Annotated in this window: 20 protein-coding genes; 6 read left to right on the top strand and 14 right to left on the bottom strand. The window is 75.1% G+C overall.

Going from position 1 to position 23316, the window contains the following annotated elements; translation table 11 throughout:
• Positions 1-15: 15 nt before the first annotated feature.
• Entirely contained in the window at positions 16-1257 is a 1242-nt protein-coding gene (locus BMY61_RS14525; protein ID WP_052438939.1) for a YncE family protein, read from the bottom strand.
• 310 nt (positions 1258-1567) lie between these two features.
• On the opposite strand from BMY61_RS14525, the gene BMY61_RS14520 reads away from it, so the two are divergent.
• From BMY61_RS14520 to BMY61_RS14510, 3 genes are read left to right on the top strand one after another with little or no spacing between them, the layout of a single operon-like run.
• Complete coding sequence (locus tag BMY61_RS14520) at positions 1568-2797, top strand: phosphodiester glycosidase family protein (RefSeq protein ID WP_042451138.1); 1230 nt, start codon at positions 1568-1570, stop codon at positions 2795-2797.
• A 7-nt stretch (positions 2798-2804) separates the two neighbouring features.
• A complete protein-coding gene (locus BMY61_RS14515; protein ID WP_052438938.1) occupies positions 2805-3800 on the top strand; it encodes a decaprenyl-phosphate phosphoribosyltransferase in 996 nt (331 codons plus the stop codon).
• 20 nt (positions 3801-3820) lie between these two features.
• A complete protein-coding gene (locus BMY61_RS14510) occupies positions 3821-5176 on the top strand; it encodes an FAD-binding oxidoreductase (protein ID WP_042451297.1) in 1356 nt (451 codons plus the stop codon).
• A gap of 85 nt (positions 5177-5261) precedes the next feature.
• Here BMY61_RS14510 and BMY61_RS14505 read toward each other — a convergent pair whose 3' ends face one another.
• The 8 genes from BMY61_RS14505 to BMY61_RS14470 form a co-directional block, all read right to left on the bottom strand.
• Positions 5262-5987, bottom strand: a complete 726-nt coding sequence (locus BMY61_RS14505; RefSeq protein WP_042451135.1) for an SRPBCC family protein — start codon at positions 5985-5987, stop codon at positions 5262-5264.
• A 2-nt stretch (positions 5988-5989) separates the two neighbouring features.
• Positions 5990-7111, bottom strand: a complete 1122-nt coding sequence (locus tag BMY61_RS14500; protein ID WP_042451132.1) for an XdhC family protein — start codon at positions 7109-7111, stop codon at positions 5990-5992.
• Positions 7104-8459 carry a vWA domain-containing protein gene (locus BMY61_RS14495; protein WP_236656118.1) on the bottom strand — a complete coding sequence of 452 codons (1356 nt, stop codon included), beginning with the start codon at positions 8457-8459 and terminating at the stop codon, positions 7104-7106. Before BMY61_RS14495 ends, BMY61_RS14500 begins: the two co-directional genes overlap by 8 nt.
• Positions 8456-9385, bottom strand: coding sequence for an AAA family ATPase (locus BMY61_RS14490; RefSeq protein WP_082015207.1), 930 nt, complete (start codon positions 9383-9385; stop codon positions 8456-8458). The genes BMY61_RS14495 and BMY61_RS14490 overlap by 4 nt, the downstream gene beginning before the upstream one ends.
• A 16-nt stretch (positions 9386-9401) precedes the next feature.
• Complete coding sequence (locus tag BMY61_RS14485; protein ID WP_042451129.1) at positions 9402-10265, bottom strand: FAD binding domain-containing protein; 864 nt, start codon at positions 10263-10265, stop codon at positions 9402-9404.
• Positions 10262-12679, bottom strand: a complete 2418-nt coding sequence (locus BMY61_RS14480; protein WP_042451122.1) for a xanthine dehydrogenase family protein molybdopterin-binding subunit — start codon at positions 12677-12679, stop codon at positions 10262-10264. The genes BMY61_RS14485 and BMY61_RS14480 overlap by 4 nt, the downstream gene beginning before the upstream one ends.
• Positions 12676-13260, bottom strand: coding sequence for a (2Fe-2S)-binding protein (locus tag BMY61_RS14475; protein ID WP_042451290.1), 585 nt, complete (start codon positions 13258-13260; stop codon positions 12676-12678). Before BMY61_RS14475 ends, BMY61_RS14480 begins: the two co-directional genes overlap by 4 nt.
• Positions 13261-13722: 462 nt before the next feature.
• Positions 13723-14301, bottom strand: a complete 579-nt coding sequence (locus BMY61_RS14470; RefSeq protein ID WP_042451120.1) for a hypothetical protein — start codon at positions 14299-14301, stop codon at positions 13723-13725.
• A 54-nt stretch (positions 14302-14355) separates the two neighbouring features.
• On the opposite strand from BMY61_RS14470, the gene BMY61_RS14465 reads away from it, so the two are divergent.
• Positions 14356-15540, top strand: coding sequence for a M48 family metallopeptidase (locus BMY61_RS14465; protein WP_042451118.1), 1185 nt, complete (start codon positions 14356-14358; stop codon positions 15538-15540).
• Between the two features lie 169 nt (positions 15541-15709).
• Here BMY61_RS14465 and BMY61_RS14460 read toward each other — a convergent pair whose 3' ends face one another.
• Complete coding sequence (locus BMY61_RS14460; RefSeq protein WP_052438936.1) at positions 15710-16435, bottom strand: TetR/AcrR family transcriptional regulator; 726 nt, start codon at positions 16433-16435, stop codon at positions 15710-15712.
• Positions 16436-16586: 151 nt separating this feature from the next.
• Here BMY61_RS14460 and BMY61_RS14455 point away from each other — a divergent pair, with 151 nt between their 5' ends.
• Positions 16587-18914 carry an MMPL family transporter gene (locus BMY61_RS14455; protein WP_082015206.1) on the top strand — a complete coding sequence of 776 codons (2328 nt, stop codon included), beginning with the start codon at positions 16587-16589 and terminating at the stop codon, positions 18912-18914.
• A gap of 17 nt (positions 18915-18931) precedes the next feature.
• Here the strand turns inward: BMY61_RS14455 and BMY61_RS14450 are convergent, their stop codons facing one another.
• From BMY61_RS14450 to BMY61_RS14435, 4 genes are read right to left on the bottom strand one after another with little or no spacing between them, the layout of a single operon-like run.
• Entirely contained in the window at positions 18932-19585 is a 654-nt protein-coding gene (locus BMY61_RS14450; protein WP_042451283.1) for a response regulator, read from the bottom strand.
• Positions 19586-19593: 8 nt separating this feature from the next.
• Positions 19594-20772, bottom strand: a complete 1179-nt coding sequence (locus BMY61_RS14445) for a sensor histidine kinase (RefSeq protein ID WP_161791287.1) — start codon at positions 20770-20772, stop codon at positions 19594-19596.
• Positions 20773-20789: 17 nt separating this feature from the next.
• A complete protein-coding gene (locus BMY61_RS14440) occupies positions 20790-21611 on the bottom strand; it encodes an ABC transporter permease (RefSeq protein WP_052438933.1) in 822 nt (273 codons plus the stop codon).
• The gene (locus BMY61_RS14435) at positions 21608-22783 is read right to left on the bottom strand and encodes an ABC transporter ATP-binding protein (RefSeq protein ID WP_063773299.1); all 1176 of its coding nucleotides are present in this window, start codon (positions 22781-22783) and stop codon (positions 21608-21610) included. The genes BMY61_RS14440 and BMY61_RS14435 overlap by 4 nt, the downstream gene beginning before the upstream one ends.
• A gap of 138 nt (positions 22784-22921) precedes the next feature.
• On the opposite strand from BMY61_RS14435, the gene BMY61_RS14430 reads away from it, so the two are divergent.
• Positions 22922-23296, top strand: a complete 375-nt coding sequence (locus BMY61_RS14430) for a hypothetical protein (RefSeq protein ID WP_042451116.1) — start codon at positions 22922-22924, stop codon at positions 23294-23296.
• The last annotated feature ends 20 nt before the right edge of the window (positions 23297-23316 follow it).

Raw genomic sequence — 23316 nt, 5'->3', positions numbered from 1 at the left:
GGGGGGCAGGACCGCTCACCCCGCTGCCGGGGAGAGGCCCCGCAGGACGGCGGGGTCGATCGCGCCCGTGCGCTCGCGCTGCGGGAACGCGCCGACCGGTGTCCGGGCGAGCTCCGTCCCGGTCGCATAGTCGATCACGGACACCGCGTCGGCCTTGCTGAGCGAGACGAAGCAGAGGCTGCCGTCCGCGCTGCTGGTGGCCCAGTAGGGAAGGCTCCCGGTCGGGTAGCCGACGGTGCCCACCGTGGTGCCGTCGGAGACCCGGACGATCGCTGCGTAGTCGTCGATGGTGCCCGCGTCGCAGACACGGGAGTCGTTGCCGGACAGAGCCAGGCCGTGGTGCGCCGAGTTCTGCGGGTAGCTGTCGGGGCTGAGGGCCGCTCCGGCCGCGCTGTACGGCATCGGGTAGGTGTGCACCTGCTGCCCGGTGCCGAGGTCGAACCGCGCGAAGCCGTTGAGGTAGGACAGGTCGGTGAACATCGTCCGGCCGTCCGACTCGATGCTGTTCGGGCGGATGCCGTGCGGGAACAGCCAGGTCTGCACGACCTTGAGGGACTGCGCGTCGACCTTGGTCAGCTGGAACGTGCCCTTGGCCCACTCCAGCGACTGCGGCAGCGAGGTGACGCCGATGCTGGAGTTGTAGATGTACCGGCCGTCCGCGCTGTAGTCGTTCTGGTGCGGGTAGGTTCCGGTCGGGAAGGAGCCGACGACGGCGCCGGTCGCGGTGTCGAGGACCTCGGCCTTCTGTGCGGTGGTGGCGGAAACGACGTAGCGGGTGCCGTCGGGGGAGAGCGCGGCGTGGTCGGCCTTGAAGCCGTCGAGGCGGGTGCGCCAGATCTGGACGCCGGTGGCGATGTCGTAGGCGGCCACGTCGTCGAGGTTGCCTCGGGAGACGTAGAGCCGCCGTCCGTCCGGCGAGAGCTGCGCGTCGTCGACCCAGCGGGTGCCTCCCTCGACCGAGGTGACGGTCTGGAAGCCGGCCCACTGGACCGGGTCCATCTGGGAGATCCGCTGCTGGGCGTCGGCGGTGACGTTCAGTGACCCGAGGTTGGCGAAGGTGTGGGCGTCGATGAAGCTCACCGTCCCGGCCTGGCTGTTTCCCACGACGATGACGTCGCGCAGTCCGTCCGTCGTCGCCGCCCCCGCGCCGGTGGCGGCCTGTGCGGCTCCGGCGGTCGGCCCGTTCAGGCCGACGGCGAGCAGAAGGGCGCCGCCCGTCAGGACGAGGGCGGTGCGTAAGGTGCCGATGGCTCGCATGCTGGGCTCCCTGATGAAGTGTCCATCTCAATCGCTACTCGACAGTAGGGAGTGCGGGCTCAACAGCCAAGGGCCTTGCCGCCCCGGATTCCCCGCCTGCGGGCCGACGTTCGCGCCGCTCGCGGCCGTATGCCGCCAGTGCGTGGAAGGCGGCCTTCGGCTCCCACGGCCTGCCCGGGAAGGTCGACGAGGTCTTCCTGCCGCTCGTCCGATGGCGCGGCGCCTGACGGTCGTGCTGCCCGCGCACGGACCCGCCGCGACGGGCGTCCCGTGGGAGGATGGAGGGCGCGGCCGAAGGAAGTGGCCAGGGATGTCCGAGCTCGTGCGGCGACGGGGGACGGACGAACGCGCGCCCGCCGCGGACCGGCCGTTCCGACGTCGGTGCACCCGGGAACTGCGCCGGGTCCGGGCCGTTCCGCAGCGGCCCTGGGCGCGGGCCGTGGCCGCGGCGCTGGCCGCGCTGCTGATCTGGCTCAGCTGGTCGCTGGGACAGGCCCTGACCGCGCCCGGCGACGACAGCGTCGCGGCGCGCGTCGCCGACTGGGGCCGCAACAACCACCTCGGTCCCGTGGTCACGCTCGTCGAGACGCTTCAGTACGACCTGCACCCGCCCAGGGTCGGCGGCCGACCGGCCATCGCCCTGCGCCCCGCCGCGCCGCCCGGCGGGGCTGTCGCCCACGCGGCACCCCGGAAAGCCGTAGTCGCCCTCCCGCCGCGGCTCGTCCCGCCGGCCGGACCGCCGCTGCCGGGCGAGGGCACCTGGCAGGTGCTGCGCACCGTCGCCGGCCGGCCCGCCGTGATCGCCGCCTACCTGCGGCCCGACGCCCAGCACACCTCCTACGTCGCCGCCGTCGCCTCGCTGGACCCGAGGCTGCTCCGCTTCGAACTGCACCCCGGCTGGAGCGACCCCGGACCGGCGAACTGGGGTGCGCCCTACGACGTCCCCGCCGGAGGTCGGACGAACCTTGTCGCCACCTTCAACGGCGGCTTCAAGATCAACGAATCCGGTGGCGGCTTCTACCTCGACGGCACCACCCGCGGCACGCTGACGCCGGGTGACGCGTCGCTGGTCTTCTACCGCGACGGCCACGTCGCGGTCGGCGTCTGGGGCCGGGACGTGTCGATGACCGGCCAGGTGGTGGGCGTGCGGCAGAACCTGCGGCTGCTGGTGGATCACGGTGTGGTCCCGGCGAGCGTCGACACGAACATCGAGTCGGGGTGGGGCCTCACCATCGGCGGCGCGTACTTCGTCTGGCGCTCCGGGATCGGCGTCACCGCCGACGGCCGCGTGGTCTTCGTCTACGGTCCGGCGCTGTCCGTCCGCACGCTCGCCGATCTGCTGCAGCGCGCGGGCTGCGTCGAGGCCATGCAGCTCGACATCAACCCCGCGTGGATGTCGTTCATGTACTACCGGCCCCCGGTCGGCGGCGCCGACCCGGTCCCGGTCAAGCTCCTCGACGGCCAGCAGCGCCCCGCCGACCGCTACTACTCCACCACCAGCCGCGACTTCGTGGCGGTCTTCGCCCGGAGTGCCGGATGAGCGTGCGATGAGCAGCGTCCCGAGCCCCGTACGAACCGGGCGAACCGGGCGCGCCGGGCGAACCGCGCAGACCGCCCGCCCGGCGCCGCCACCGGCCGCCCCTCCGCGCGCCGACCCGGCCCGCACCGCGCGAGCCGCCCTGCGCACGGCCAGGCCGCGGCAGTGGCCGAAGAACCTGCTGGTGCTGGCAGCGCCGTTGGCGGCGGGCACGACCGGGCGGGACGGCCGCGGACCCGTCGACCTCGTCCTCGCCGTCGGCGCGTTCACGCTGGCCGCCGCGGCCGGCTACTGCGTCAACGACCTCGCCGACCTCGACCGCGACCGGCGCCACCCCGCCAAGCGGCGGCGCCCGCTGGCGTCAGGGGAGCTGACACCGGCGCAGGGGTGGCACTGCGCCGTGCTGTTCGCGCTCGGCGCCCTCGCGCTCGCCGCGGCCGTGCCCGGGTGGGGCTTCACCGCCGTGCTCGCCGGGTACCTGGGGCTCAGCGTCGGCTACTCGCTCGCGCTCAAGCACCTGCCCGGCGTCGAACTCGCCGTGCTGGCCTCGGCCTTCGTGCTGCGGGCGGTCGGCGGCGCGGTCGCCTCGCGGATCCCGCTGTCAGGCTGGTTCCTGGTCGTCTGCAGCCTGGGCGCACTGCTGGTGGCCGCGGCCAAACGCGCCGCCGAGGCACAACTGCTCGGTGCCGCCGCCGCCCGGCACCGGCCCGCCCTGGCCCACTACGGTCCGCGAGGGCTCCGACTGCTGCGCACGCTCCTGCTCACCGCCACCGTCGCCGCGTACCTGGCCTGGGCGTCGGGTGTCGGCCAGCCGGGCGCCGGACCACCCGCCACCCGCGCCTGGCACCTGCTGAGCGCGCTCCCACTGCTCTACGCGCTGCTGCGCTTCGACCGCCTCGCCTCGCGCCGCCCGGTGACCCGCGTCGAGGACCTGCTGCTCACCGACCGTCGTCTGCTGGCCGCCGAACTGCTGTGGCTGCTGGCCTTCCTGACCCCGCTCCTGTGACGGCGACCATGCCTGCCACCATGAAGGCGACCACGAGGGTGAACGCGACCGCGCGGCTCTGCGGCTGGGGCCGGACGTCGCACAGCACGGCCGAGCCGCTCGGGCCGCTGGACCTGCCCGCCCTGCGGGCGCTGATCGCCCGCCGCCCCGCCCACGGCCTGCTCGCCCGCGGCGCGGGACGCAGCTACGGTGACGCCGCCCTCAACTCCGGCGGGCTGGTGCTGCACCCCGCGGTCGAGCCCTGGCTGCTGCTCGATCCGCACGCCGGGCGGGTCCGGGTCTCCGCCTCGGTCGCGTTCACCGAACTGCTCGCCCGCACCGTCCCGCACGGCTGGCTGCCGCCCGTCCTGCCCGGCACCGCCCACCTCACCGTCGGCGGTGCCGTCGCCGCCGACGTGCACGGCAAGAACCAGCACCGCGACGGCACCCTCGCCGCCTGGCTGGAGCAGGTCGACCTCGTCGACGGCACGGGCATGCTGCGACGCCTCACCCCGCAGGACGACCCGGCCGCCTTCCGTGCCACCGTCGGCGGGATGGGCCTGACGGGCGTCGTCGTCGCGGTCACGCTGCGCCTGGTGCCCGTCCGCAGCGCGCGACTGCGCGTCACCACCCGCCGTGCCGAGGACCTCGACGCGCTGATGGACCTCCTCGACACCGCCCCCACCCGCTACGCCGTCGCCTGGATCGACGGCACCGCGCACGGCCGGGCGCTGGGACGCGGCGTCGTCGACCTCGCCGACCACCTCGCCGAGCCGGATCCGCGCCGCGAACCCGACGGCCCGCGCTACCGTCCCGGCCCCGCGCTCCCGGCGCCGACGCTGCCCTTCTGCCCGGTCACCCCGCGCACGGCCGCCGCGTTCAACGGCCTGTGGTACCGGCGGGCGCCGCGGCAGAGGCAGACCACCGCCTCGCTCGGAGCCTACTTCCACCGCCTCGACGCGGTCTCCGGCTGGAACCGCGCGCTCGGTCCGGCCGGGATCTGGCAGTACCAGTTCGCCGTCCCGGACGCGGGGTGTGACCTCGTGGCCTGCGTCCTCGAAGCCCTGCACCGGCATCAGGCCGCACCTTTCCTGGGGACCTTGAAGCGGTTCGGCCCCGGCGACGACCACCCCCTGTCCTTCCCCGAGGCCGGCTGGTCGCTGGCCGTCGACCTGCCCGCCGCCAGGCCCGGCCTCGGCGAGCTGCTCGACGCCCTCGACCGTCTGGTCGCCCGCTCCGGCGGTCGGATCTACCTCGCCAAGGACGCCCGGATGGACCGGGCCCGGTTCGCCGAGATGTACGGCCCGCTGGACGAGTGGCGCGAAGCGCGCGAACGCCTGGACCCGCACCGGGTCTTCCGCTCCGACCTGGGCCGCCGACTGGGCCTCTGCGACTGATCCGACCTCTGCGACCGAGCCGGTCCGGGCGCGGGATCCGGTCTCCGCGACCGGGAGCCGGCCTCCGGGACCGGGAGCGCCGGCCTCACCGCCGGCGCGTGCGGAGGCGGTTTCGCAGGCGCCGCTCGACGAGGGCCAGGGCCAGGGCGAGTGCGGCGAGCAGCGCGGCGCGGCGGACGACGGGCAGCAGGATCGGGCCGAGGTCGAGCGGCTCGTCCCGTCCCGCCTGCGGGGTCGGCGCGGTCTCGGCCGCCGCTGCCGGCCCCCCGCCCGCTGCTGTCGCCCCGTCCGTTGCCGCCGCCGCATTCGCTGCCCTGTCCGCCGCCGCTTCCGCCGCCTCGGTCGCCCGTCCGGCGGTGGCGGCGGATTCGGCCAGCTGCCGGGAGAGACGGTCGGCGAACTCGGCGATGACCCGGTCGCCGATGTCGGCCATCACCCCGCGACCGAACTGGGCCGGGCGGCCGGTGACGGTCAGGTCGGTGTCGACGTCCACCTCGCTCCCGCCGGAGGGCTGGTCGTGGACCGCGACCACCAGGGTCGCCTGCGCCGTGCCGACGCCCCGCTGCTCGCGGCCGGAGGCGTGGACGACCATGCGGTGGTCGGCGTCGTCGCGCTCGTCGATGACGGCGCGGCCCTTGTAGGCGACGGTGATCGGGCCGACCTTGACCGTCATCGAGCCGTAGACGGTGTCCTCGTCGATCCGCTCCACCGAGGCGCCGGGCAGACAGGGGGCGATCGCGTCGATCTCGCCGAGCGCCCGCCAGACGTCGTCGGTGGAGGCCGGGACGGTCATGTCGTGGTGCAGTCGCATGGTCAACTCCTCGGGTCCGGCCCGTGTACGGCACCCGTCGTGGCGGACAGGGCGGCGCCGGTGCCGCCCCAGCGGGTCGAGACGATCTCCGCGGCGATCGAGACGGCCACCTCCTCGGGCGTGCGCGCGCCGAGATCCAGGCCGATCGGCGCGCGAAGGCGCGCGAGCGCCGCCTCGTCGACGCCCGCCTCGCGCAGCCGGGCCAGCCGGTCGTCGTGGGTGCGGCGGCTGCCCATCACACCGATGTAGGCGGCCGGCGTGCGCAGCGCCACCTCCAGCACCGGCACGTCGAACTTCGGGTCGTGGGTGAGCACGCAGATCACCGTCGAGGCGTCGACCGGCGTGGCGGCGAGATAGCGGTGCGGCCAGTCGACGACCACGTCGACCTGCGGTGGGAAGCGCCGGGCCGTCGCGAAGACCGGGCGGGCGTCGCAGACGGTCACCCGGTAGCCGAGGAACGCGCCGAGGTCGGCGACGGCGGCGGCGAAGTCGATCGCGCCGAAGACCAGCAGGCGCGGCGGGGGAGCGAAGGACTGCAGGAAGACGGTGACCTGGTCCATCCGCCGTTCGCCTGCGGGGCCGTAGTGGCGCTGGGCGGTCATGCCCTGCGCCAACTCGCCCCGCGCGTCCGCAGTGACGGCGGCGTCCAGTCCCTCCGTGCCGAGTGACCCGGCGACGCGGTCCGGCCAGACCGCGAGGACCGCGCCGACCTGCGTGGCGGCGTCGTCTGGCGCCCGCACCACCGTGGCCACCGCGACCGGCCGCTGCTCGGCGACGGACTCGGCGACGGCCGCGAACGCCGGATCCAACGCCTCCGAGACCGGCCGGACCAGCAACGTGATCTCGCCGCCGCAGGTCAGGCCGACCGCGAACGCGTCGTCGTCGCTGTAGCCGAAGGTCTCCAGCCGGGCCCGGCCGGTGCGGACCACCTCCTGGGCCAGCTCGAAGACGGCGCCCTCGACGCAGCCGCCCGAGACGCTGCCCACCACCTCGTCGGCCGGGCCGACGGCCATCGCCGCGCCCGGTGCCCTCGGCGCGCTGCGGGTCACCCCGACGACCGTGGCCAGCCCGAACTCCGCGCCCGCCGCGTACCAGCGCCGCAGTGCCGGGAGGATCTCACGCATCCGCCGCTCCTCTCACCACGGCCGCCAGCCGCTCCAGCGCCGCGAGACTCTGCCCCTCGACGAACACGTCCACGCTCGGCAGCGCGGCCGCCATGCCGCCCGCCAGCGGCGCGTAACCGGGCCGTCCCTTCCGAGGATTCGCCCACACGACGCGGTGCGCCAGCCGGTGCAGCCGCCGCATCTGCTCCCCGAGCAGGGCCGGGTCGCCGCGCTCCCACCCGTCCGACAGCAGCACCACGACCGCGCCCCTGGCCAGGCCCCGGCGTCCCCACCCCTCCAGGAACGCCCGCAGCGTCTCCCCGAGCCGCGTCCCGCCGCTCCAGTCCGGTACGGCGCGGCCCACCGCGGCCATGGCGAGGTCGGGTGTGCGGTGCGCGAGCGCGACGGTGACGCGGGTGAGCCGGGTGCCGAGCGTGAACACCTCCGTGCGGGCAGCGGGAGCGATCCGCGCCGCGTGGGCGAAGCGCAGCAGCGCGTCCGCGTAGGGCGCCATCGACCCGCTGACGTCCACCAGCAGCACGACGCGGCGTGGCTTGCGCACCCGCGCCCTGCGGCACAGCCGCGCCGGCTCGCCGCCCTGCCGCAGCATCGCCCGCACCGTGCGGCGCGCGTCGACCTCCCCGTGCCGGGCCGGCCGCCGCCGTGCGCTGCGACGCGGCTCCCCACCGAGCGCGAGCGCCGCGAGCAGGCGGCGCAGCTGCGTCCGCTCGGCGTCGGTGAGCGCCGCGACGTCGCGGTGCCGCAGCACCTCCGTGGCGCTCGCGAGGGCCGCGACGGGCCGCTCGGCCGCGGGCCCGGTCTCGGCGGACGCCCCTGGTCCACTCGCGACGGCGACCTGTGGTCGGGGTCGGAAGGGAGAGGCCGGGCGCGGGCTCCCGTTGTGCGGGCGGTCGCCGAAGTACGCGGCGAAGACCCGGTCGTAGCGGGCCAGGTCGTCCCGCTCGGAACAGAGGGTCGACCGCCCGGCCCAGTAGGCCTGTGCCCGGCCGGAGGGCCCGACCACGTCCAGCGCCCGCAGGAAGGCGGCGACCTGACCGGTCACGACCGTGACCCCGGCGCCCCGCAACGTCCGCACGAACCCGACGACCACCCGGGCTGCGCCCTCGTCGTCGAGGCCAATCGCGTCGAGAACCGCGTCGCCGCCCGGGCCCGGCGGGCTCAGCCGGGCTCCGCCCAGGGAACCGCCGTCCCGGCCGCCGGGCCTGACGGCTGCGCCCGCCACACGCGGGCCCGCTGGGCTGTGCAGCGCCGCGTCCCCGGGCCCGGCCCGCGCGGCACCCTCGCCGGGCCCGCCGCTCAGTCCGCTCGGGGCCCGGGTGCCCGCCCGCAGGCGGAGGGTCTCGCTCACGATGGGCCGCCCGTCGGGGCGGAGGCGAGCAGGGCCGTCAGGTCCAGGCTCCGGGCCTGCTCGATGTCCTCGTGGTACTTGAGCACCGCGCCCAGCGTCGCCGTGGCCAGCTCCGCGTCCAGCGCCGTCGCGCCGAGCGCGTGCAGGGCCTCGGCCCAGTCGAGGGTCTCCGCCACGCCCGGCGGCTTGAGCAGGTCGCGGGCGCGCAGCGCGCGGACCGCGCGGGTCACCTCGACGGCGAGGCGCTCGGTCACGTCCGGGAGGCGCCGTCGGACGATGGCGACCTCGCGGGCGAAGTCCGGATGCTCGAACCAGTGGTAGAGGCAGCGCCGTTTCAGCGCGTCGTGGACCTCGCGGGTGCGGTTGGAGGTGAGCACGGTGACGGGTGGGCGTTCGCCGCGCAGCGTGCCCAGCTCGGGGATGGTGACCGTCCACTCCGACAGGAGCTCCAGCAGCAGCGCCTCGAACTCCTCGTCGGCCCGGTCGATCTCGTCGACCAGCAGCACCGACGGCCAGGTCTCCAGCGCCTTCAGCAGGGGGCGGGCGATCAGGAAGCGCGGGCTGTACAGCTGGAACTCCAACAGCTCCGCGTCGCCGACGCCGCCCGCCTCGGCCGCCTTGAGGTGGAGCAGTTGGCGCGGGAAGTCCCAGTCGTACAGGGCCTGGGTCGCGTCGATGCCCTCGTAGCACTGGAGCCGGATGAGGGGCGCGCCCAGCGCGGCGGCGAGGGCGGTGGCGAGCGCCGTCTTGCCGGTGCCGGCGTCGCCTTCGCAGAAGATCGGGCGGTGCAGGCGGACGGTGAGGAAGCAGGCCACGGCAAGGCCCTCGTCGACGAGGTAGCCGGTCTCCTCCAGCCGGGCCCGCAGCGCCTGCGGGCTGTCGGGCTCCAGCGGCGGGGAGGCGGTCGCCCGCTCCTCCGGTCCCATCGCGGCGCGGCCCGCCTCAGGCCGTCCCGGCCGCGGCCAGCACGGCCCGCTGCGTCAGCACGCGGGCCAGGTGCTCGCGGTACTCGGCCGATCCGGACAGGTCCGTCGGCGGATGCGTACCCTCGGCGGCCAGCGTCGCGGCCCGGCCGATCGCCTCCTCGCTCCCGTCCGCTCCCGTCAGCGCGGTCTCGGTCAGGTGGGCGCGCATCGGGCGGGCGCCCATGTTGACCAGCCCGATCCTCGCCTCGGCGATCCCGCGGCCGTCCTGCGCCGGCCGGACGGCGGCCGCGACGCCGACCACCGCCCAGGCCTGGGCGACGCGTTGGAACTTCTCGTAGTGGAAGCCCCAGCCGTCCATGGCCGGGATCCGGATCTCGGTCAGCAGCTCGTCGGGCCGCAGCGCCGTCTGCAGGTAGTCGACGAAGAACTCCGCCGCCGGGACCGTGCGGAAGCCCTGCGGGCCGAGCACGACCATGGTCGCGTCCAGGGCCAGGCAGACGGCGGGCAGGTCACCGGCCGGGTCGGCGTGGGCGAGCGAGCCGCCGAGCGTGCCGCGGTGGCGGACGGCCGGGTCGGCCACCGTCGCCGCGGCTCGGGCGAGCAGGCCCGCGTGCGCGCGGACCAGCGGGTCGTGGACGACCTCGTGGTGCGTGGTCATGGCGCCGATCACCAGCTGGGCGCCGTCCTGCCGGATGCCGCGCAGCGCGTCGACCGCACCGAGGTCGACCAGCAGCTCGGGGAAGGACAGCCGCAGGCGCAGGATCGGCAGCAGGCTCTGACCGCCGGCCAGCACCTTGGCCTCCGGGCCGGCCTCGGCCAGCACCCGTACGGCCTCGTCCGTGCTCTGCGGACGGGCGTAGTCGAACGTCGCGGGGATCACGACGGGCCCTCCTTCCCGGCAGCGTCAGCGGCGGCGGATGCGGCGGCCGTGGCCTCCTTGACGGCCCGCCACACCCGTTCCGGTGTGCACGGCATCCGGATGTCACGGACGCCCAGCGGCCGCAGCGCGTCCATGACGGCGTTCACCACCGCCGGGGTGGAGGCGATGGTGCCCGCCTCGCCGACGCCCTTGACCCCGAGCGGGTTGGACGTGGCCGGCGTCTCGGTGCGGTCCGTGACCAGGTCCGGCAGGTCCGGCGCGGCGGGGACGAGGTAGTCGGCCATGGTGCCGGAGACCAGGTTGCCCGCGTCGTCGTAGACGGCCTCCTCGTACAGGGCCTGGGCGATGCCCTGGGCGACGCCGCCGTGCACCTGGCCTTCGACGATCATCGGGTTGACGACCCGTCCGACGTCGTCGACGCAGACGTAGGAGCGGATCGCGACCTTGCCCGTCTCGGTGTCGACCTCCACCGCGCACAGGTGGGTGCCGTGCGGGTAGGAGAAGTTGTCCGGGTCGAGCAGGTGCTCCGCGTTGAGCGTCGGCTCCATGCCCTCGGGCAGGTCGTGCGCGGCGAAGACTGCGAAGGCGACCTCCTGGATCGTCTTGCGTGCCTCCGGCGAGCCGCGCACGGAGAAGGCGCCGTCGGCGAACTCCAGGTCGTCCTCGCTCGCCTCCAGCAGGTGTGCGGCGACCTTGCGGGCCTTGGCGACGACCTTCAACGCCGCCTCGTGCACCGCGATGCCGCCGATGACCAGCGAGCGCGAGCCGTAGGTGTCCATGCCCTGCGGGGCGACGCGGGTGTCGCCGTGCATCACCTCGACGTCCTCGAACGGGACGCCGAGCGCGTCGGCCGTGATCTGGCTCCACGCCGTCACATGGCCCTGGCCGTGCGGGCTGGTCCCGGTGATCACCTCGACCTTGCCGGTCGGCAGCATCCGGATCATGGCCGCCTCCCAGCCGCCCGCGGCGTAGCGCAGCGAGCCGAGGATGCGGCTCGGCGCGAGGCCGCACATCTCGGTGTAGGTGGAGATCCCGATGCCGAGCCTGACCGGGTCCAGGTTCTCGTGCCGGGCCCGTTGCTCGGCGCGGAGGTCGTCGTAGCCGAAGAGCGCGAGCGCGCGATCGGTGGCGGCGGCGTAGTCGCCGCTGTCGTAGGTGAGCCCGGCGACGGTGGTGAAGGGGAACTCCTCGTGCCGGATCCAGTTGCGGCGGCGCAGCTCCAGCGGGTCCAGGCCCAGCTCGGCGGCGAGCTCGTCCATGGTCCGCTCGATGGCGAAGGTCGCCTCCGGCCGGCCCGCGCCGCGGTAGGCGTCGGTGGGCGTGCGGGTGGTGAAGACGCCCGTGCAGTGGAAGTCGTAGGCGTCCATCTTGTAGATGCCCGGGTACATGAACGCGCCCAGCAGCGGCGTGCCGGGCGTGATGATCATCAGATAGGCGCCCATGTCGGCCAGCAGGTCCACCTTCATGCCCAGCAGCCGCCCGTCGCGCGTCGCGGCGAGCTCGACGTCCTGGATCTGCCCGCGCCCGTGGTGCTGCGCCTGGTAGCTCTCCGAGCGCGACTCGGTCCACTTGACCGGCTGCCCGAGCCGGCGCGCCAGCGTCAGCGCGATCGCGTCCTCGCCGTACACCTGCAGCTTGGAGCCGAACCCGCCACCGACGTCCGGGGCGACGACGCGGAGCTTCTGCTCGGGGATGCCGGTGGTCAGCGCCATCATGACCCGCACGATGTGCGGGATCTGGGTGGAGGAGTACAGCGTGTACTCGCCGGTCGCGGGCACCGGCACGGCCATGCTGGCGCGCGGTTCCATCGCGTTGGGGATGAGCCGCTGCTGATGGTGGCGGCGTCGCACCACCACGTCCGCCGCGGCCCTGGCCGCCGCGTAGTCGCCGGAGACGAGCGGCCAGGTGTAGCAGCGGTTGGTGCCCTTGTCGGCGTGGACCAGTGGCGCGTCGTCCGCGAGCGCCGCCTCCAGGTCCAGGACCGGGGGCAGCGGTTCGTAGTCCACCAGGACGTCCTCCAGCGCGTCGGCCGCCGTGTAGCGGTCGCGCGCGACCACGACCGCGACCGGGTCGCCGACGTGGCGGACCTCGTCCACCGCGAGCGCCGGGTGCTCGGGCAGCACCATGTCCTCGGTGACCTGCCAGGCGCAGGGGAGTGAGCCCAGGCCCTCCGCCAGGTCGGCCCCGCTGAACGCGCCGACCACGCCCTCGCGTTCCAGCGCCGAGCGCACGTCGACGCGCTCGATCCGGGCGTGCGCGAGCGGGCTGCGCAGGATCGCGACATGCAGCAGTCCTGGTGCGGTGAGGTTGTCCGTCCACGTGGTCTGCCCGGTCACCAGCCGGGCGTCCTCCTTGCGGGTCCGGGCCCGGCCGACCTCGCGCCCGGGCGCCTGCCCCGTCAGTTGGTCGGTCATGCCGGCGCCTCCTGCCCGCTCGCCCGCGGGGCGCCCGCCGCCTTGCCCCGCGGTTCCGGCGCGCCCTCACGGCGCAGCTCGGCCGCGGCCGCCAGCACCGCGCGGACGATGTTCTGGTAGCCCGTGCAACGGCAGAGATTGCCCTCCAGCGCGTCGCGGACCTCCTCCGGGGTGGGATCGGGGTTGTCCTTCAGCAGGTCCCGAGCGGCCATGATCATCCCCGGCGTGCAGTAGCCGCACTGCAGCGCGTGCTGCTCGTGGAAGGCCCGCTGCAAGGGGTGCCAGGCCCCGTCCGGCCCGGCCAGCCCCTGGATCGTGGTCACCCGCCTGCCGTCCGCCTGCACGGCCAGCACCTGGCAGCTCTTGACGCTCATCCCGTCCAGGTCGACGGTGCAGGCCCCGCAGTTGCCGGTGTCGCAGCCGATCGGCGTGCCGGTGCGACCGAGCCGGTCGCGCAGGTAGTGCACCAGCAGCAGGCGCGGCTCCACCTCGTCCAGATGGGCCACGCCGTCGACGTTCACTGCGATCCGGGCCGCGGAGGTCCGCGCCAGGGCGGGCGGGGGCGTGGGATCGTCGCGCATCGGATTCTGGGCCATCTGCCCTCCTGAGCTCTCGGGCCCTGAGACCCAGGGCCCGAAACGGCAGAAATCCGGCTATACCCCTACACTAGGCCGCCGTTCGCGGCCCCGCAGGCCGATCCGCCCCTTGGGGGCACGGGCTGCCGGGGCCGTCGGTCAGCGGGACCTTGGACCACCGGGGCCGTGGGCCGCTGGGCCACCGGGACCGTGGGCCGCCGGGACCCTGGGCCACCGGGGACGCTGGGCCACCGGGGCCTTGGGCCGCCGGGACCCTGGGCTGCCGGGGCCGTGGGCCGCTGGGCCACCGGGACCGTGGGTCAGTGGAGCCTTGGGCCGCTGGGGCCTTGGGCCGCCGGGGCCGTGGGCCGCCGGGCCACCGGGACCGTGGGTCAGCGGGGTCTTGGGCCGCCGTGGCCGCAGCCGGCACGCCCAGGGAGCGGGCCCCGGGCGGCGGGCGGGCGGCGGTCAGCCCTCGTCGTCCTCGTCCTCGTCGTCCTCCTCCTCCGCGCGTACCTCCAGGCGGAGCAGGTGCACCGTCAGCAGCGCCTGGGCGAGGAAGCCCTCGACGGAGTCGAGCGCGCGGCGGGCGCGGCGGATGTGGCCGTCGTCCACGGCCGCCTGCGCCGCCAGCAGGTCCGCCGCGGCCAGCGCGCAGGCCGCGGAGCCGGCGACGCCGGGCGGGCCGGTCGGCTCGTCGTCCTCCTCGTCCTCGTCCTCCTCCTCGCCCAGCGCCGCCCCGACGTCGAACGCCGTTCGTTGCAGGCGGTGCATCAGCACCGCACGGTGCAGGGACACGTCGTCGCTCTCGGCACGCCACCCCTCCAGCAGCGCCGCCAGTGCCTGCGGGGGCTCGTCGTCCGGATCCACCACCGTGGCGACTTCCAGCTCCACCCGGCCGAGCAGACCACCGAGCAACTCGGGCAGGTCGTCGTCGGTGGGTCCGTCGGGCCGGTACTCCGGGTCCGCGACCACCTCCTGGCCCAGCACGGACAGGGCGTGCACCACCTGGTCCACGGTGAAGGGCGCAGGGTTGTGCAGCTCCATGACGGCTCCTCGCGTGCGGTTTCGGCGACTCCCGGATCCCCCACACTAGGTGCCATGGCGCCTCTGGAGGACGACTTCACCCCTGAGCAGATCGAGCGGTCCCGTTCCCGGAAGCGGGAGGTGGCACCGCTGCGGTACACCTCGATGCTGCTCGGGCTCGCCGTGCCGCTCCTGCTCGGGTTCACGCCGCTGGGCGCCGCGCTGGTGCGCGCCGCCGGGGACGTCGCGGGCGGCGGGTGGATCGCGACCGCCGCGCTGGGGGCGGTCGCCCTGCAGCTCGTGTCGTTCGTCGTGGCGCTGCCGCTGTCGCTGCGGGCGGAGGTGGTCAACCGCCGTTGGGGTCTGTCCCACCGCAGTTGGCGGCTGTTCGCCGCCGACGCGGGCAAGGGGCTGGCGATCGGCGTCACGCTCTTCGCCGGGGTCTCCGTCGCCCTCTACGCGCTGATGCGTCGGCTGCCGGACGCGTGGTGGGCGGTGGCCGCGCTCGGCGCGGCGCTGCTGGTGGTGGCGCTGTCGTTCCTGGTGCCGGTGCTCGTCGAGCCGCTGTTCAACCGCTTCACGCCGCTGCCCGAGGGGGAGCTGCGCCGGGCGCTGATGGCCGTCGTCGAGGCCTCCGGGGTGCGGGTGCGCGACATCCTGGTGAGCGACGCCTCGCGGCGCACCAGCGCGGTCAACGCGTACGTCTCCGGTATCGGCCGCACCCGGCGGGTCGTCGTCTGGGACACCACGGTCGAGCAGGCCGCGCCCGAGGAGGTCGCGGCCGTCACCGCGCACGAACTCGGTCACGCCGCACGCCGCGACGTCCTCTACGGCACCCTGGTCGGCGCGCTGGGAGCGGCCGGGGTGGTCTGCCTGCTCGCGGCCGCGCTGCACTGGCCGCCGCTGCTCGACGCCGCAGGCGTCTCCCGGGCGTCCGACCCGCGGTCGCTGGCGCTGGTGGCGGCGCTCGGCACGCTCGCCGGCGCCCTCGGGGGTCCGGTGTACAACCTGCGCAGCCGACAGGTCGAGGCCCGCGCCGACACCTACGCGTTGGACCTGACGCGCGCTCCGGGCACGGTGGTGGCGATGCAGCGCCGGCTCGCGGTCCTCAACATCGCCGACCTGGCGCCGCACCCGCTGACCGTGGCGCTCTTCGCCAGCCATCCGCCCACCGTCGCCCGCATCGCCCAGGCCCGTGCCTGGGCCCGCGACCACGGAGTGCCCGATCCGCCCCGCCTCGCGGCGGCCCACGAGGGGTGACCCGGCAGGCGGGGCCCGGCAGGCGGGGCCCGGCGTACCGGTTGCGTCGGCCGGGCTTGACGCCCCCGGCCCCGGCTCGGCCCGGCAACGTCCGGTCGGCTCCTGACGGTGGGTCCGGATCGGGAGGCGGAGGGCTCGCGGGCGCGGCCGCAGGCGACCCCCTCGGCACCTACGGCTGTGCCGCTCCGGTCGCCTGGTCCGTCGCCTGATCCAGGCCCGCGACGGCCGCGGCCGTGCGGACCTGGGCCTCGAAGAGCCGGTCCCGGGCCGGCCCGTCGAGCACGCAGAAGTGGCCGTAGACCTCGAGCGAGACGAAGCCGTGCACCGTGGACCAGGTGCGCAGCACCGCCTCCAGCATCGGCTGCGGCAGGCCGAACTCGTTCTCCGGAGCCGCGGGTGCCGCGTCCTCGTCCGTTGGCGTGTCCGCGGCCGCGTCGGCGAAGAGCTCGGCGATGTGGTCGAGCGTGGTGCGTCCCGCCGCGAGCGTGGGCCCGTCGGCCGGTGCGGCGTAGCCGGGGACGGGGGCCCCGAAGATCAGCGCGAAGCGCTCGGGGTTGGCCAGCGCCCAGCCCCGGTAGGCGAAGCAGGCCGCTTCGAGGCGGTCGCCCACGTCGTCGGAGGCCGCGGCGCGGGCCGCCGTCAACGCGGCCGTCAGGCCGGTGAAGCTGTCGGCCACCAGGGCGGTCAGCAGTTCGTCACGGTCGGCGAAGTAGCGGTACAGGGCGGGGGCGGTGAAGCCCATCTCGCCGGCGATGTCGGAGAAGCGCAGTCCAGAGGTGCCGTGCTGCTGGATCAGCTGCAGCGCCGTGGTCTTGATCTCCTCGACCGTGGTCGCCCGCATGCGCTCACGACGGTTGGGCCGGGGCTGCCCGGCCTCGACATCGGTCGTGCCCACGATCGCACCCCTTCCGCCCGTGCCGCCGGTGCCGCCTGTTCATGTGATCTGCACCGCTTCGTCGAAGCTTATGCTCCTCCTTCAGCTAAGTTACGCCTCGTAACTCTTCTTATGAAGCGTAACCGTCGTCCTTTCCGGATCCGGAGGAGCCATGCCCCAGCCAGCCCAGACAGCCGAGCGCGGGACACCCCGCGGTCCCTCGGCGCCCTTCCGGCCGGGGCCGCTCGGCCGGCTCGGGGGCTGGAGCTTCCGTCGCCGCGGACTGACCGTGCTGCTGTGGCTGCTCGCGATCGGCATCGCCTTCGCCGCCTCCGCCGCCTTCGGCGCGAAGTACACCGCCGACTACTCCGCTCCCGGCTCCGACTCCCAGCAGGCCCAGCAGCTCCTGGCCCGCGACTACCCGGGCCAGGCCGGGGACACCATCAGCGTCGTCGTACGCGCCAACGGCCCCGTGACCACGGACGCGGCCCGCGCGGAGGTGGCGGACCTGCTGCGGCGCATGGCCGCCGTGCCGCACGTCCGCTCCGTCGACGACCCCTACGGCCCGCGCGGAGCGGTGTCCGCCAACGCGAGCACCGCTCTCGGTGTGCTGCACCTCGACGTCGACAACGCGCCGGACATGCCCAATGCGGACACCGACCGACTGCTGGACCTGGCTCGGAACCCAGGCGGTGGACTGCAGGTCCACCTCGGCGGCAAGTCCGTCCAGCAGGCCGAACAGGGCGCCATCGGCTCGGAGGGCATCGGCATGGCCGCGGCCGCCGTCATCCTGATGATCACCTTCGGGTCCGTGGTCGCCGCCGGGCTGCCCCTGCTCACCGCCCTGGGCGGACTCGCCGTCAGCGCCCTGCTACTGCCCGCCCTCGCCGCGCTGATGCCCGTCCCGGACTGGTCGACCTCGCTGGCCGCGATGCTCGGCATCGGCGTCGGCATCGACTACGTGCTGCTCCTGATCACGCGTTACCGCGAATGGCTCGCCGAGGGCCTGGCCCCGCAGGCGGCCACCGTCGCCGCCCTGGACACCGCCGGGCGCGCCGTCCTCGTCGCCGGCCTCACCGTCGTGACGAGCATGCTGGGCCTGTTCACCATGGGCCTGACCTTCATGCGCGGGGCCGCCTTCGCGGCCATCGTCTCCGTGCTCGTGGTGCTCGCGGCGGCGGGCACGCTCTTCCCCGCCCTGCTCGGCTACCTCGCGCCGCACCTGGACCGGCTCCGCCTGCCGCGCCTCGGACGGCGGGGCGCCGGCCCCGCGCCCGCGGCGGCCCCGGCCCGCGAGGGCGGCCGCTGGCACCGCTGGAGCCGCTTCGTGCAGCGGCACCGGGTCCTGGCGGCGATCGGCGGTACCGCCGTGCTGCTCGCCCTTGCCGCGCCCTTCCTCGACGTGCGCTTCGGCTTCCCCGACGCGGGCAACGACCCGGCCGGCCGGTCCAACCGGATCGCCTACGACACCGTCACCACCGCCTTCGGCGCGGGCAGCAACGGCCCGTTGGTGCTGATAGCCGAGCCGCCCGGCGGCGCGGGGGCCGCCGTCCCGGCGCTGCGGGAGCTGGCCGCCGCCGTGCGCGCCACCGACGGCGTGGTCTCCGTCAGCCCGCTCCAGCCCAGCGCGGACGGCCGGACGGTCCTGTTCACCGCCGTCCCCTCGACCGGCCCGCAGGCCACCGCGACCGAGGACCTGGTCCGCCGGCTGCGCGACCGGGTGATCCCCGCGTACGCCCGCGGCCTGCACGTCCACGTCGGCGGCGCGACCGCGACGGCGATCGACAGCAGCGACAACATCGCGGGGCGCATCCCGCTGCTGATCGGCGGCGTGGTCGCGATGTCGATGGTGCTGCTCCTGGCGGCGTTCCGCAGCGTCGTGGTCGCGCTCAAGGCCGCCGCGATGAACCTGCTGTCGGTGGCGGCCTCCTACGGGGTCGTCGCGCTGGTCCTGCAGGGTGGACCGATGGGCCGGCTCATCGGCATCGACACGCCCACCCCGTTGCCCGCGTTCGTGCCGGTGCTGACCTTCGCAGTGCTCTTCGGCCTCTCCATGGACTACGAGGTGTTCCTGGTCAGCCGGATGCGCGAGGCCTGGCTGACCTCGACGGACAACGCCGAGTCGATCGTCTCCGGGCTCGCCTCCACGGCCCGGGTGATCACGGCCGCGGCGGCGATCATGGTGGCGGTGTTCGCCGCCTTCGTCCCCGCGCCGGACCTGCCCATCAAGCTGATCGGCGTGGGCATGGGCTCGGCCATCCTGATCGACGCCACCCTCGTGCGCCTGCTGCTGGTCCCCGCCGTGATGCACCTGCTCGGGCGGGCCAACTGGTGGATCCCCGCCTGGCTGGACCGCCTGATCCCGCAGCTCCACATCGAGGGCCACGCCGATCACTACCGTCGCGCGGCCGACGCGGCCGACGCGACCGAAGCGTCCGGGCGGGCCGGGGTGGCCGAGGACGCCGGGCCGGCCGTGCGGGCGCTGGAACCCCAGGGCTGAGCCGGCTCACGCCGGGCTCACACCAGACCCGTCTCGTAGGCGAAGACGACGAGCTGGGCGCGGTCGCGCGCGCCCAGCTTGGTCATCGCATGGGAGACGTGCGTCTTGGCCGTGGCGGGGGAGATGACCAGCTCCGTGGCGATCTCCTCGTTGGTCAGCCCCCGTCCGACCAGGGAGACCACCTCGCGCTCGCGCTCGGTCAGGGTGGCCCCCGCTGCCACGCGCTCCGGCGGAAGGCTCGTCCCGCGCCGGGTGAAGGCGCCGATCAGACGGCGCGTCACACTCGGCGCGAGCAGCGCCTCGCCCGCCGCCACCACCCGGACGGCCCGGCGCAGCTCGTCCGGGTCGAGGTCCTTGAGCAGGAAGCCGCTGGCACCGGCGCGCAGCGCCCGGTGGATGTACTCGTCCAGCTCGAACGTGGTCACCACCACGACCCGGGTGTCCGCCAACGCCGGGTCGGCCACGATGCGCTCCGTCGCCGCGATGCCGTCCAGCCGGGGCATCCGCACGTCCATCAGCACCACGTCCGGCCGCAACCGGGCGGCCTGGGCGACGGCGTCGACGCCGTCCGCCGCCTCGCCGACCACCTCGATGTCCTCGGCGCGGTCCAGCAGGGCACGGAAGCCGGCCCGGACCACGGCTTGGTCGTCGGCGATCAGGACGCGGATCACGGGGCGGATCACGATGTCTCCCACGGTAGTTCGGCGCGGACCAACCAGCCGCCGGCCGCCTGCGGACCGGCCTCCAGCTGCCCGCCGAGGGCCTCGGCGCGCTCCTTCATCCCCAGCAGGCCGAAGCCCCCACCGGGGGCCGCCCCCCGGCCGCGCCCCTCGTCCGCGATCCGCAGCACCAGCGCGTCGCCCTCGCGGCCCAGGACGACCCCGGCGTGGTCGGTGTCCGTATGGCGCAGGGTGTTGGTGAGCGCCTCCTGCGTGATCCGGTAGGCCGTCAGCTGCACCAGCGGGCTCAGCGCGAGGGCCTCGGCCGGCACCTCCAGCGAGACGGCGAGGCCGCTCTCGCGGAACTGCTCCGCGAGCTCGCCCAGTTGGCCGAGACCCGGCTGCGGGCGGCCGTCCGCCGGAGCGGCCTGACCGCGCAGCAGGTCGAGGGCGGCGCGCAGTTCGGGCATGGCCTGCCGGGCGGCGCCCCGGACCAGCAGCATCGCGGAGCGGGCCTCGTCCGTCTCGGGCGGCGCGGCGGCCAGCGCGTCCAGGGCGACGTTGCTCTGCACCGCGACCACCGAGATGGTGTGGGCGAGCACGTCGTGCAGTTCGCGGGCGATCCGCAGGCGCTCCTCGGCCAGACGGCGCCCCAGCCGCTCCTCGCCGGCGGCGGCCTCCTCGCGCAGTCGGGCGTCGTGTTCGAGCCGCCTGCGGCGCGCCGAGTGGGCGACGACGGCGGTCGCGCCGTACGCGAGCGCGGGCATCGACACGTCGAGCGCGTACCACTCCAGCGCGTTCGGCGGCAGTGTCGGCAGCAGCCAGACCACGCCCGCCGCCAGCAGGCCGTACAGCAGGCCGCGTCGTTCGCAGTACAGACCGAGGGCCGCGCAGGCGAGAAAGGCCAGGACGGCGGGGGCGAGCCCGGGGTATCCGGCCGCGTGGTAGCCCGTGACCGCGGCCAGGCACAGCGCGGCCGCCAGGAGCGGCCGCCGCCTGCGCCACAGCAGCGGCACGGCGGCGGCCAGGACGAACAGGTAGCCTCCGGGCGACCACGGGTGCGGATGCAGCGCGTAGTGCTGCTCGGCCCAGACGCCGAAGCAGGCGAAGAGCGCGACCGGGCCGACCACCAGCACGTCCACCGCGCTCGGCGCGGTGGACGGGTCGGCTCGCAGCAGCCGGTTCCAGGCGTGGGACACGCTGGCAGCGTAGGTGGTCATCCGGCGGACAGGGCAGAGGCGGCGCCGTCTTCGGCCGGGCGGGCCCGGCGCTCCTGACTTCGGCCGCGACCACGGCCGCGACCACGGCTGGGACCACGCTGCTGGACCAGCACGGTCAGCCCCGCGAGCCCCGCGCTCCACGCGGCCAGGACCCCGAGGTCCGCCCAGGTCGGCGCGTGCCCGGCGGCGATGCGCCAGCCCAGGTCCGCCAGCCGGTAGGTGGGCAGGGTGTGCGCCACCTCCTGCAGCGCGGAGGACAGCCGGGCCGGCGGCACCCAGAGCCCGCCGAGCGCTGAGGCGGCCATGTACAGGCCGTAGCTCAGCGGGAACGCCGCCTCGGGCCCCACCAGCAGCCCGACGACCACACCGAGCAGCGCGAACGGCAGCGTCCCGAGCCACATCGCGGGCACCAGCGCCGCCCACTGCCACGCCTCCAGCCGCACGCCCTTGGCGACCACGGCCGTGACGCAGACCAGTACCAGCGCGGGCAGCGCGACCGCGAGTCCGGCGGCGAGCTTGGCGGTCAGCAGGTGACGTCCCGTCACCGGCATCGCGCGCAGTTGCTCCAGCCACCCGCTGCTGCGCTCGTGCGCGAGCCGCGGCCCGGTGGCGGACAGAGCGCCCCAGATGGCGCCGTAGGCCGCCATCGCCACCATGATCTCGACGGTGCCCTTCAGTTCACCGGGCTGCGTCGGGCCGCCGCCGAAGATGGTGGCGAAGAGCAGGTAGAAGCCGATGGGCGCGACCACGGCGAGGGCGAGGTAGCGCGGGTCGCGCAGCATCCGCAGGCATTCGAGGCGGAAGAGGTGGAGCGTCATCGGACCTGCGCCTCCTCGGCAGCGGGTGCGGGTGCGGGTGCGGGTGCGGGGACAGGGACGGGTGCGGGGACGGCGTCGGGGACGGCGTCGGGAGCGCCGACGCGAGGGTGGCGCGGGCCCGTTCGATCGGCTGCGCCCGCCGGGCCGCCCGCGCTTGCCGCGTCCGCCCGAACGGCAGACCCGGCGGACCCGGCCGCCTGGGTCTCGGCCGTCGAGCCGAGGTCGGAGGGTGCGGTTCCGTGGTCGCCGCCGGCGGTTGCGGTCGAGGCCGGGCCCGCGGTCGAGTTCGGGGCCGGGGTGGTGAGGGAGCCGGTCAGCGCCAGGAAGGACTCGTCCAGGCTGGGCGGGGAGATCCTCAGGTCGGACCAGCCCGCGCCGGAGGCGACGAGGCGGCGGACGACCTCGTCGGGAGTGGCGGAGCGCACCGTCACCCAGTCCTGTTCGCGTTCGACGTCGCCGGGCAGCGGCGGCAGCGTCCGCCCCGCCGGGACGCGGAAGCGCACGATCGCGCGGCCGCCCGCCTCGCGGATGCGCGCCGGCGGGCCGTCGGCGGCGATCCGGCCACGGGCCAGCACGAGGACGCGCTCGGCGTTCTCCTCGACCTCGTCGAGGTAGTGGGTGGCGAAGACGATGGTGCGGCCCGCTGCCGCGCAGTTGCGCATGGCCGCCCAGAACTCCCGCCGCCCCTGCACGTCCAGTGCGCGCGTCGGTTCGTCCAGCAGCATGGTGTCCGCGCCCGCGACGGCGACCAGCGCGAACTTCAGGCGCTGTGCCTGCCCGCCGGACATCCGCTCGACCCGACGCCGGGCCAGTTCCCGCAGCCCCGCCAGCTCGAGGGCCTCCTCCACCCGCAGCGGCGCGGGGTACATCCGGCGCGCGAGCCCGACCAGTTCGGCCGCGGTGACGCCGGGCATCAGGCCGCTGTCCTGCAGCATCGCGGCGATCCGGCCCTCGACCACGGCCTGGCGCGGCGACCGGCCGGCCACCCGCACCGTCCCGGCGTCGGGCGTCAGCAGGCCCATCAGCATGGCCACCGTCGTGGTCTTCCCGGCTCCGTTGGCGCCGAGCAGGGCGACGGTCGCGCCGCGGGCGATCTCCAGGCTGAGCCCGTCGACGGCGGTCAGCGCGCCGAAGCGTTTGGTTGCCCGGTCCAGGGCGATGGCTGTCTCCATGCCCCGATCGTCCGTCGTGGAGCCGCCCCGCCGCGTCGGACGGTGGATGCGTCCGCGCGCGGCCCGGCTACTCCGGGGGATGTAGATTCTCAGCAATTTCTGACGAGCGGGACCGATTTGGGTCGTTATGGTGGGCGCATGGAAGAGAACCGAGCGCTCCATGTCGTGGACGCCCTGCGGGAGCGCGGCGTGAACGCCCACGTGGCCCGGGAGGGCGTCTACCAGATCGGTGTGCGCGTCGTCCTGCCCGACGGCCGCGAGGCCGTCTGGGACACCGACGACACGATCAGCCTCGAAGCGCAGGTCATGCGGGACGGCATGCTCGTCGGCTTCGTCCCGGCGATCGCGGGCTCGGAGGACTTCGACCTGGACGGGACCGTCGACGCGATCGCCCGCGCCGACTACGACCAGCCGATCGCCACCGAGCGGCCCACCGCTCCACCGCCGTCCGCCCCACTGCCGCGCGAGGGCGGCCTCTTCCGTCGCTTCCTCGGCGGCTTCCGCGAGCACTGAGCGGGCCGCCGTTCAGGCCC

It is taken from the genome of Streptacidiphilus jiangxiensis (assembly GCF_900109465.1).
Lineage (GTDB): Bacteria > Actinomycetota > Actinomycetes > Streptomycetales > Streptomycetaceae > Streptacidiphilus > Streptacidiphilus jiangxiensis.
The sequence above is the reverse complement of the archived record's forward strand: the minus strand, read 5'-3'. Positions and strand labels throughout refer to the sequence as shown.